Origin of the sequence: Bradyrhizobium sp., assembly GCF_049581145.1 — a bacterium.
In the GTDB taxonomy this organism is placed as follows: Bacteria; Pseudomonadota; Alphaproteobacteria; order Rhizobiales; family Xanthobacteraceae; genus Bradyrhizobium.
Genome location: NZ_JBAURI010000301.1, coordinates 17,847 through 28,162, shown reverse-complemented (window position 1 = coordinate 28,162; position 10,316 = coordinate 17,847). Strand labels below are relative to the sequence as shown.

Genomic DNA, 10,316 nt, shown 5'->3' with positions numbered 1-10,316 from the left:
ACTCGAGACGGACAGGATCGAGGTGGAGCGGGGAGACCTGGTGTGCTTCCATTCGGGTTTTGGTGACCTGGTTGTCTCATCGTCCGGCACGCTCGATGCCGCCGACGTGCACCCCGCTCGCTGTTCCGAACTGGACGGACGCGACCAACGGCTGCTTCAATGGATCGACGCCGTGGGGCTGGCTGCATTGATTTCAGACAACATCGGGATCGAGGTGCTCCCCGCCCATGCGGCGGATGGCGAAAGATACGCGTCATTGCCGCTTCACGAATTCTGCCTGTTCAAGGTTGGCGTCGCACTCGGCGAGCTCTGGTACCTTTCCGAGCTCGCCGACTGGATGAGGCAACATGAGCGTCGATACTTCCTCCTTACCGCACCCCCGCTGCGCCTGCCTGGTGCCGTGGGCTCGCCTGTCACGCCGTTGGCGACGGTTTGACCTTGCACCGCGCGTTGAAACCGGGAGCCTCCGATGAGCCAAACAGACCGACGCGTCGTTCTTGTGACCGGAGGCGCAAGCGGCATCGGCCTTGCGATCGTGCGCCGATTTCTGGCCGAGGGCTGCCGCGTCGCTTTTTTGGCAAGAACATCAGAGCATGTGGAGCGGGCGCTCGACGGCTTCGGCCACGACGTCGATCGGCTCGTCGCCGAGACGATCGACGTGACGCGCCGAGACGATATCGCCGGTTTCATCAGTCGCATCCGCCAGCGTTGGGACGAGATCGCGGTTCTGGTGAACAACGCGGGGATGTCTCCCAAACGCCAAGACTTGGACGCGCCGTGGCTTGCGCAGACTTCGCTCGAGGAATGGGCGCGGGTCATCGACGTCAACCTCAACGGACCATTCATTCTTATGCAGCTCGTCGCGACGGCGATGATTGCTCGGCACCATGGGCGCATTGTCAATATCGGGTCGATCGCGGGCCGTACCATGCCGCTAATCGCGGGGCCACATTATGCGGCGTCCAAGGCGGGCCTCGTCGGCTTGACCCGAGCGGCGGCGCGCGATCTCGCCCCGCACGGTATCACGGTCAATTGCGTCGCTCCTGGCCGGATTCTCAGCGCGATGACGGGGCCGCCTGAGGCAGCGGTCAACAGCGCTGCTCTCAAGCGCATTCCGGTCGGCCGCTTTGGAACCGCGGAGGAGGTGGCGGACGTCGTCGCCTTCCTTGCCTCGCCGGCGGCGGGATTCATTACCGGCGCGACCGTCGACATCACCGGCGGCGAGTTCGCCGCCTGAGCACCTTACTGGATCGCGGCTTCAATCACGTCGAACTCATCGAGCACGCAGTCATGAAGCGAAATGGGCGGGTGGGCGGCCGGAGCGCTGAACTTCTGCGGCGTCTTCCGAAATTGCGCCGCCGCCCGCCATGATCACCGGTGCGCGAGCCGCGGCGATCACGTCCGCAGCGCGCTCGAGCGCCTCGGTTGCGGGTCTCGTACAATCAGTCGGCCTGATCCGGAGCGCGTGCTCTGGCACAAGGCGCATGCAGCCGCTAATTCGCGCAGCACGGCAGCGGGCGAAAATAGCAGTGCAACCGGTACAGCATACTGGTTCGGAGCAACTTTGCCGTTCATGGTCCTGCTGCCCGCAGCGCGCAGGGCCGCAATCGTTAGATGCCGCCGCGGCCGAGGTCGATCGCGGGCTGTCTGGCGGTACGTCAAACTAAGCTGTGCCGGGTGGCTCCGCGGCATGCAGGGCCAGGCCGGCAGCTCGGCATACGTCCTCTATGAGGCAACGTACCGCTCTTGCTTCCCGCGGCAAATTATCGAGGGGCCGGCTCCAGTAGTCGGAGACCGCCACCGCGGCCAATCGGGCCTTTACCCCCAGGCCGACCAGGCCCGGCGCAGGCGCGCCCAATATTGCTTTCTCAACTGACGAAAGTCTGTGCGAGAGCGCCTCGATCAGTTGAGCCGCTTCCGCCTCAGGATCACCATCCGCTTTTTCTGCAACCAGGGAAACATAGTTTTGTTCGACGGCCCTGATGTTCGCCGTGAGGGCTTCAAATTGCTGCCCGAGAACAACTAGAGCCGCGTCGTCAATCATCCGTCCGTCCGAGACGATCGCATCAGCAAGTGCGTCATTCACGAGCCTTCTTCCGTGGTCTCTCATGCTGTTTTTGCTCATCTGCCGACCCTGCTGACCAATTCCTTACTCATCAATGATTGCAACCGCCCGGGTCCATCCTGCAGACGCCGCCCGGATCTTCACCGGGAAACAGGCAACCTGAAAGCCGTGTGGCGGCAAAACCTCAAGGTTGTTGAGTTTTTCAATGTGGCAGTACGCGATTTCCGTCCCTGCCCGATGACCCTCCCAAATCTGGGAGACGTCGCCGGTCTTCCCGAACCGTTCCGCCATAAACTTGTACGGCACGTCCCAGGACCATGCGTCGGTACCGGTCACCCGAACGCCGCGTGACGTGAGATAGAGCGTCGCTTCCCGGCCCATGCCACAGCCCGATTCGACGTAATCGTGCTGGCCAAACTTCTCGCCGGCGGAGGTATTCACAAGGACGATGTCGAACGGCTCGAGTTGATGTTCGATACGACCGAGCTCCTCGTCGACATCCGCCGCCGTGACGACGTATCCGTCCGGAAACCGTCTGAAGTCGAGCTTTACACCGCGGCCGAAGAACCATTCGAGCGGCATCTCGTCGATCTTGGCGGACGGATCGCCGTTCATCATCGATGACGCGTAGTGCCACGGCGCGTCGACGTGCGTTCCGTTGTGCGTCGAGAGATGGAGGCGCTCAAGTGCAAATGCCTCTCCGTTCCGAAGCGTTTGCGGGTCGAGATTTCTGTACCGCTCTGTCCACCAATGCAGGGTGTCCTTGTGCCCAAGATACTCAATGGACAATTCGTACCCTGCCGGATCGGCGGGGACGCCGTTTTCCAGGGGTACCGAGAGATCGACAATCTGGCGTTGCATGCGGACCCTTTCGGCTCGCCGCAATGGGCAGGATCTGGCCCATGCTCTGAAGGCGAACCGAATGCCTCCGCAGGCAGGTACTAATTAATCAGTCAGTCAAGTCAAGTGCGGAGCTCCTATGCAGGTAGGTAGTTTCAAGCTCCTTGACGGATTTCTCACTTTAAGGTTGAATGGTACGTTGGTAGGGCGGTAATGGCGAGTGCGACGCAAGAGGCGATCCTGGATGCAGCAGAGCAGGTGTTCGCGTCACACGGGTACGAAGGCGCTGCCATGCGCGAAATCGCCAAGAGAGCCGGTGTGAATCAAGCCCTGTTGCACTACCATTTCGCGACCAAAGACAATCTTTACGAGAGAGTCGTCGAACGGCGCTCCTCAGCGATCAACAATTATCGCATTGAGCTACTGGACGCACTCGATGCAGATGGTTCCATCCCCAGCCTCGAACAGTTGCTGCATGTCCTGTACGCGCCGCACGCATACATGCGCGGCGGATCAACCGATACAGTCGCCGCCTACACTCAGATGATCTTGGCGATCACGATTGGCAGCGACGAGCGCTCGAAGGCGCTCATGATAAAATATTTTGACGGCATCGCCAGGCGATTTATCGACGAGTTCATGCGGGTTCTGCCTGGGTTGTCTCGGTCCAATGCTGTGTGGGCCTACCTGTTCGCCCTTGGTGTTCGTGCGCAAGTCCACGCCAGGAACAATCGAGCCGTACGGCTGTCCGACGGCCTGTGTGACAACACCGATTTGGAAAAGGTCGTGGCGCTCGTGGTGCCCTTCGTTGCAGCGGGAATTCGCCAATTGGCTGCAATCAGTTCTCATTCCTTGCTGCCCCCCGCAGACCAGCCGCCTAGCCGTTGTCCTGCTTGACGGAGGGTAGCGACGCGCTGCCTTCAAACCGGAGAAAAATGGGGATGCGAATACGAAAGTCGACAATTGTTGTTCTTGGCGCGTTTCTCGCCTTCGTCTTGATCGTGCCAACCCTGGCAGCCACGCCGGTGAAGATCGGTTATACCGCGAGCACCGACTCCGTCGCCCTCTATGTCGGTCAAAAAGAGGGATTCTTCAAGAAGCATGGCCTGGACGTTCAGCTTCAGCTTATCGCGTTGAATTCGACGCTTCCAGCCGCAGTGCAATCGGATTCCGTTCAGATCGCCGGACCCAGCACACCGATTGTGCTGCAGGCGATCGAAGGGGGTCTCGACCTGGTCGCAGCCGCGGGCGGTGCATCCACCAGCAAGACCGCGACAAATTATGCGATTGTCGTCAAAGCGGACAAGGCTATCAGCAAGCCTCGGGATTTCGTGGGAAAGCGTGTGGGCGTTCCAGGGTTTGGCGCGACCCTGCACATCCTTTTCCGAGAATGGTTGGACCGAAATGGCGTTGACTACAAGCAGGTCAAGTTCGTTGAGACGCCATTCTCCCAGATGAACGACATTCTGAAGGCCGGCACAGTCGACGCGGTCATCAGCGCCGATCCAATGACGACGCGTATCGTTCAGGCAAAGACCGGCACCGTTCTGTCATATTTCGTTCAGGATTTCCCCGAGGGAATGCCCACGAGTGTTTACGTCACCACGCGCAAATGGGCCGAAGCCAACCCTGACGCGGTCAAGGCCTTTCGGGAGGCTATCGCGGAGAGCGCGGCCTTTGCCATCTCGCACCCGGAAGCGGCCAAACGCGCAGTTGGCGAGTATCTGAAATACCCGCCCGAAATCCTCGCCAATGTTTATCTGCCGCCGGTCGTTGCGGAGGTCACACCCGAGCGGCTCGATACGTGGATCCAAATCATGCTCAGACAGGAACTCTTGAGCAAAAAGCCCGATCCGGTTGCGTTCATTGCACATTGAGATGGGCAATGATCGAGCTCAAGGGCGTCAGTCTGGCATTCGGCGGCCGCGACGTCCTTTCTGCGATCAACCTGACAATCGGGGTTGGCGAGTTCGTTTGCGTCGTGGGCCCATCCGGTTGTGGCAAGACGTCATTGCTCCGCCTGATCGGGGGCCTCATCGCTCCGACCTGCGGAGAGATCCGTATCAACGGCAAGCCCATCGCTGGTCCGTCGCGCGATATTGCGATTGTCTTTCAAGACTATGGCCGCGCCCTGCTTCCTTGGCGCACCGCCTATGGTAACGTGTCCCTCGCATTGGAGGCGTGCGGGGTCCGTGCTGCCGACCGCGGCAAGATCATTCTGCGGCTCCTTTCAACCCTCGGCCTCGCCGAACATGCGGACAAATATCCGTCCCAGATGTCCGGGGGCATGCAGCAGCGCCTGCAGATCGCCCGATGCCTGGCTCAGAACCCGAGCATTTTCCTCATGGACGAGCCGTTCGGCGCGCTCGACGCAATGACGCGTCAGGGTTTGCAGGACGAGGTACTCCGTCTGGCGGCCGAACGGCGCACGATTACGTTTTTTGTGACCCACGACATGGAGGAAGCAATCTACCTTTCGGACCGGGTCGTTGCGTTGCACGCCGATCCAGGGCGCGTTGCCCGTGTCGTGCCGGTGAATTTATCCCGCCCGCGGCATCAGCTCGCAACGCGCGAACATCCGGAGTTTCTGCGCCTGCGCCGAGAACTTTTTGCTGCCATGGCGGAATTCCACAGGTGAAGAATTGGCGCGCATGGGTGCTCCCGGCTGTCGGCATCGCGGCGTCGGAACTCCTGATTCGCTTGACTGTATCTGACAGCGATATACTCGTTCCACCGTCCAAGGTCGCTGTGGCGGGGATGGTCGCCATCGCGGATGGAAGCCTTCTCCGGGCGACCTTCGAGACCCTGGCCGCAGCTCTTGCCGGACTGACGCTCGGTGCTGGAGCTGGCATGGTGTGCGGGATCCTGCTCGGCATGTCCCGCACTGCATTCCACTTATCCTTTCTCGCGATCGAGATCCTTCGCCCGATACCAGCTGTCGCACTCATCCCTTTGGCAATGCTTATTTTTGGTTTCGGATTTGGTATGGAGATCTCCGTCGTGGCGATTGCGATCCTGTGGCCGGTCCTGGTTCTGTCGCAACGCGCCGTCGCCAACGTCCCCGCCGTGCTGCTCGAAGTCGGGCGATTGCTTTGCCTGGGGCGCCTGAAGATCCTCATTTCGATCATTCTGCCCGCCGCGGCGCCGGAGCTCTTTACGGCGTTTCGCTTCGCGGCAGCTTATGCGCTGGTCGTTGCCGTCACGATCGAAATCTTTGCCAATCCGCAAGGATTGGGCTACGCGCTGATTGTTTCGCAGCAGATGCTGCATCCTGAGACGATGCTGGCCATGCTGTTCTGGGTCGGGGTGATCGGCTGGGGGATGAATTTCGTTTGTCTTCAATTTCAACGAACATTCTTTGTCGGGTGGAACGATACGGCGCAGGGCCCGTCGTGAGCTCCATCGACAACCTGCGTCCGATGCGTCTCGGGTTCGTTGGCGTTCTTGTCATCGTTATTGTGTGGCATTTCTGCGCCGCGAGTGGTGCGATCTCGCCGGCCTTTCTACCGACCCCGTGGGCGGCCGCGTCGGCTTTGCGCTTCGGACTGACTCATGGTGACCTCCTGGAGCAATTGGGCGACACCGTCTCGCTGATGTTCCGAGGCTGGTTCGTGGCCAGTCTCCTCGGAATCGGACTCGGGACGTTGATTGGCATTTCGCCGACGATCGGCGCCTACGTGGAGCCAACCGTTGAGTTCCTCCGGCCGTTACCGCCATCGGCGGTCGCCCCACTCGCCATCTCGCTGCTCGGTCTCGGGCCCGGGATGGTCCTGGCAGTCGTGATATTTGGTTCGGTGTGGCCGCCGCTGCTCTCCACGGCTCAGGCATTTGCATTGATCGACCCTCGCCTGCGAGAGGTTGCACGCTGCCTTGGCCTTTCGCGGCCGGCCTTCGTGCTCAAGATCGGGTTGCCGAGTATGACGCACGACCTGGTCGGTGCACTACGCGTGTCGATATCCCTGGCGCTGATCCTGACCGTTCTTGGCGAGATGCTGGCCGCACAAAACGGTCTCGGGTATGCGGCGCTGCTGGCCGCACGTTCCTTCAATGCACCCCGACTCTACGCAGCCATCATTTTGCTGGCATTCCTCGGAGCTACCGCAAACCTGATCATCCTGCTTGCGGAGCGCAGACTGATGTCTTGGAACATCCAGCGGGCGTGACGCTGCCGTCATTCTCCAGTCGGTGGTTGTCCAGCGACCCGCGCGACGGACGACACGTCCGCCGCCAGCGCACCTCACTGGATCGCGGACTCGATCACGTCGCGCTTGTCGAGCGTGCCGTCATAAAGCGAAATCGGCGGGTGTGCGTCCGGAGCGCTGATGACGTCGATCAGCCATGGTCGTCCCGACTCGATTGCGGATCGCAGAGCCGGCAGCACGTCTTCGGGCGCGTCGATGCGGATCGCATCACAGCCGCAGGCGCGGGCGATCTCAGCGTGAGAGACCGGGCCCAGCTGGCAAGCGGTCGTTGACCGGCCAAACTTCACGGTCTCGGCATCGTTCTGATATCCAAGAACGCCATTGTTGATCACGATCACGACCACCGCCAGCCTGCTGCGCACCATCGTCTCGATTTCCGCCCAGCTATGAGCGAACCCGCCGTCGCCGACGATGGCGACCACCGGATGCTGCGGTCGAGCAAGCTTGGCGCCGATCGCGAGGGGCAGCCCCCAGCCGAGGCCGGCGAGACCGCGCGGTGTGATGAAGCGCATGCCGGCCCGCAACGCGCGCAACTGGCCGACAATCCACATGGATGAATAGCTCGCATCGGCGACGACCGTCGTTTCGGGCGTCAGCACATCCTGCAGATCCCGCATCACCCGCTCCGGTCGGATCGGACGTCGGTTCGGATCTATCAAGGGAACCCGGTCGATATCGAAGGCCTTCCAGGCGGCGGCGACCCGTCTTTCGAGGTTCGGCCGCCGGCTCTGCTGGCGGCTGAGATCACGGGCTTGCAATGCTTCGCGCAATGCGTCGAGCGTCGTCTGGGCATCGCCGACCAGGCGGAGCGCTTGGTAGTTGCGACCGATCTCTTCCGGATCAATGTCGATGTGAATGAGCTCGGCGGACTTTGGCATCAAGCGCCAGCTGTCGGTGCCATTCTGATTTGTGCGGGTACCAACAAGCAGGACGACGTCAGCCTCGTCCAGGATCGGGCGCATGCGCCGGCCGAGCGAGCGCGGTCCGATAAGGGCGCCCAACACTCCGCACGACAAGGGGTGGAATTCATCGACGCTGCCCTTGCCCATGTTGGTCGTGAAGACCGGGAGATGGGCGATCTCCTGCAGTCGCGACAAAGCAACCGCAGCGCCCTGCGAAACCGCGCCGCCGCCTGCCATGATCACCGGTGAGCGGGCCTGGGCGATCATGTCCGCAGCGCGCTCGATCGCCTCGGTCGCGGGCCGCGTACGGTCAATCGGCCAGGTCCCCGAGTGCGTGCTCCGGCGTGTGCGCGGTGCAGCCGCCGGTTCGCGCAGCACGTCAGCGGGCAAAAGCAGAACTGCCGGTCCCGGCCGCCCGGTGCCGGCGGCGACGAATGCGCCATCGACATAGTCGTCCGCGCGGTCGGCGGTGAGGATGCGCCGGACCCGTTTGGCGCAGGATGAGAACAATGCGAGGTGATCGAGCTCCTGAAACGCGTTGCGGTCCATTTGCGGCAGCTCCACGTCCTGGACGAGGGCCACCACCGGAATGCTGGCCTTGTACGCTTCGGCCAGCGGCGGCACGAGAAGAGTTGCCGCGGGTCCGTTCTGCGCCGCCACCACCGCGATCTTGCCGGAGACGCGGGCGTAGCCGTCGGCCATCGCGCCGCCCATGTTTTCCTGACGATAGGCGACTTGCCTGATTCCGATCGCTTCCGCCGCAAGGATAACGGCAGACGGCAGGCTTTGCGCGAAGATGGTGTCGACGCCGTGCCGCTTGAGTGCGAGTGCGACGCGTTCGGCTACCGTTACGTTGTCACGCGGTGTCATCGTGGTTCCCATTGCAGGCGCTGCGCCTGACTCGACAGAAATTGCTCGAACACCTGCCCGATGATGTCGATTTCGGCTTCACCCATGGCCGTGGACAAGCATGCGGCAGCCGCATCTGGAAGAAGGATCCATTCCGCGGCAAAGAACCGGGTCATCTCCTTCATGACCGCGGCCTCGCTGGGCGACCAGAAAGCTTCGCGAAAATCACGCGGCGGTCGGCGCTTGGGATGGATGCGGAACAGCGATGCGGCTCCGGTCACGGAGAATGCGACCTGGCATCGCTCGATGGCCTGCTCCAATCGCGCGCGAAGCTTGTCTCCAAGGCGCTCGAGATGGGCGAAAGCAGCATGATCCAGGCACTGCATGGCCGCAAGACCCGCGGTCATCGACATCGGATTGGCCGAAAAAGTCCCGCCTTGCGGGACCGCAGGCTTCTTCTTGTCCGCGTCGAACATCTCCATCACGCAGGCGCGGCCCGCCACCGCGCCGATCGGAAGGCCTCCGCCGATGATCTTCCCGAGGGCATAGAGATCGGGCTCGAGCCCGTAGCGGGCGGCCGCACCTTGGAAGCTCTGGCGGAAGTTCAAGACTTCGTCGCTTATGATGAGGACCTTGTGTTCCCGGGCTACGTCCTGAAGAGCCGTGATGAACGCAGGGTCCGGTGCGATCAAGCCCGCCCGGCTCGGCATCGGGTCGAGCACGATCGCGGCCAGTGAGGCGGCATGCCGCCTGATCTGGCGGACCGCGTTTTGCGGATCATTGAATCGCAGCGTCACGACCTCATCCAGCACCGAGGTCGGCATGCCTCTGTAGTAGGGAACCGATTGAGGCTCGTCGGGTGAGCCCCAGGTCGCGGGTGTGCTGGCTTGGCTTACTTCGATCCAGTCATAGGCGCCATGATAGGCGCCCTCGACCTTGGCGATGGCGGGACGACCCGTCCAGGCCCGGGCCGCTTTGATGGCGAACATCACCGCTTCCGTGCCGCTGTTGCAGAAACGAATGCGCTCCATTCCCGGAACCCGTCCGCAGATCAGCGCGGCAAGCTCGATTTCTTTCTCGGTCGGATTGGCAAAACAGGTTCCGTCCCGGAGCTGCCGCTCAAGCGCCGTGACGACCGGCGCGAAGGCGTGACCGTGGATCAGCGTGGTGAAATTGGCATTCAGGTCGAGGAATTTTCGACCATCGGCGTCGAACAGATACGCGCCGCGACCGTGGCTCACATAGCGTGGAATAGGATCGCGCTCGATCGTCACGCGCGTGGTGCCGTCGGGAAACACGTCTCGGGCTCGACGATAGGCGTCGTATGAGCGCGTCCCGATCAGGGGCTGCTCGTCTGACTCGGCCAGCGGGAGGCTTGATTGAACCGTCATCATGGGATCTCGCAGAACTGAAGATCAGCCGTGAATAGGCGGTTATGATGTTTGATGCAACAAAATT

General features: G+C 61.7%; 10 protein-coding genes and 1 pseudogene. 7 read left to right on the top strand and 4 right to left on the bottom strand.

Features of this window, described 5'->3' with window-relative positions; all coding sequences use genetic code 11:
• Both WCB02_RS10110 and WCB02_RS10105 read left to right on the top strand, forming a co-directional pair.
• Positions 1–436: pseudogene (locus tag WCB02_RS10110) on the top strand (cyclase family protein); the annotation flags it as partial.
• A 33-nt stretch (positions 437–469) separates the two neighbouring features.
• Positions 470–1,237: an SDR family NAD(P)-dependent oxidoreductase gene (locus WCB02_RS10105; protein ID WP_423957926.1), complete on the top strand. Its 768-nt coding sequence runs from the start codon at positions 470–472 to the stop codon at positions 1,235–1,237.
• A 426-nt stretch (positions 1,238–1,663) separates the two neighbouring features.
• Here WCB02_RS10105 and WCB02_RS10100 read toward each other — a convergent pair whose 3' ends face one another.
• Complete coding sequence (locus WCB02_RS10100) at positions 1,664–2,125, bottom strand: hypothetical protein (protein ID WP_423957925.1); 462 nt, start codon at positions 2,123–2,125, stop codon at positions 1,664–1,666.
• Between the two features lie 24 nt (positions 2,126–2,149).
• Complete coding sequence (locus WCB02_RS10095) at positions 2,150–2,926, bottom strand: cyclase family protein (protein ID WP_423957924.1); 777 nt, start codon at positions 2,924–2,926, stop codon at positions 2,150–2,152.
• Between the two features lie 192 nt (positions 2,927–3,118).
• Between WCB02_RS10095 and WCB02_RS10090 the strand changes: the two genes are divergently transcribed.
• The 5 genes from WCB02_RS10090 to WCB02_RS10070 are packed head-to-tail and all read left to right on the top strand — an operon-like array spanning position 3,119 to position 7,068.
• On the top strand, positions 3,119–3,802 hold the full coding sequence (locus tag WCB02_RS10090) for a TetR/AcrR family transcriptional regulator (RefSeq protein ID WP_423957923.1): 684 nt from the start codon (positions 3,119–3,121) through the stop codon (positions 3,800–3,802).
• Positions 3,803–3,846: 44 nt separating this feature from the next.
• Positions 3,847–4,782: an ABC transporter substrate-binding protein gene (locus WCB02_RS10085; protein WP_423957922.1), complete on the top strand. Its 936-nt coding sequence runs from the start codon at positions 3,847–3,849 to the stop codon at positions 4,780–4,782.
• A gap of 8 nt (positions 4,783–4,790) precedes the next feature.
• The gene (locus WCB02_RS10080; protein ID WP_423957921.1) at positions 4,791–5,543 is read left to right on the top strand and encodes an ABC transporter ATP-binding protein; all 753 of its coding nucleotides are present in this window, start codon (positions 4,791–4,793) and stop codon (positions 5,541–5,543) included.
• The gene (locus tag WCB02_RS10075) at positions 5,540–6,301 is read left to right on the top strand and encodes an ABC transporter permease (RefSeq protein ID WP_423957919.1); all 762 of its coding nucleotides are present in this window, start codon (positions 5,540–5,542) and stop codon (positions 6,299–6,301) included. Before WCB02_RS10080 ends, WCB02_RS10075 begins: the two co-directional genes overlap by 4 nt.
• Positions 6,298–7,068, top strand: a complete 771-nt coding sequence (locus WCB02_RS10070) for an ABC transporter permease (protein ID WP_423957917.1) — start codon at positions 6,298–6,300, stop codon at positions 7,066–7,068. Before WCB02_RS10075 ends, WCB02_RS10070 begins: the two co-directional genes overlap by 4 nt.
• 74 nt (positions 7,069–7,142) lie before the next feature.
• On the opposite strand, the gene WCB02_RS10065 is transcribed toward WCB02_RS10070, so the two are convergent.
• Together WCB02_RS10065 and WCB02_RS10060 are read right to left on the bottom strand one after the other, a co-directional pair.
• On the bottom strand, positions 7,143–8,879 hold the full coding sequence (locus tag WCB02_RS10065) for an acetolactate synthase catalytic subunit (protein ID WP_423957915.1): 1,737 nt from the start codon (positions 8,877–8,879) through the stop codon (positions 7,143–7,145).
• Positions 8,876–10,249, bottom strand: a complete 1,374-nt coding sequence (locus WCB02_RS10060; RefSeq protein WP_423957913.1) for an aspartate aminotransferase family protein — start codon at positions 10,247–10,249, stop codon at positions 8,876–8,878. The genes WCB02_RS10065 and WCB02_RS10060 overlap by 4 nt, the downstream gene beginning before the upstream one ends.
• Positions 10,250–10,316 lie beyond the last annotated feature (67 nt).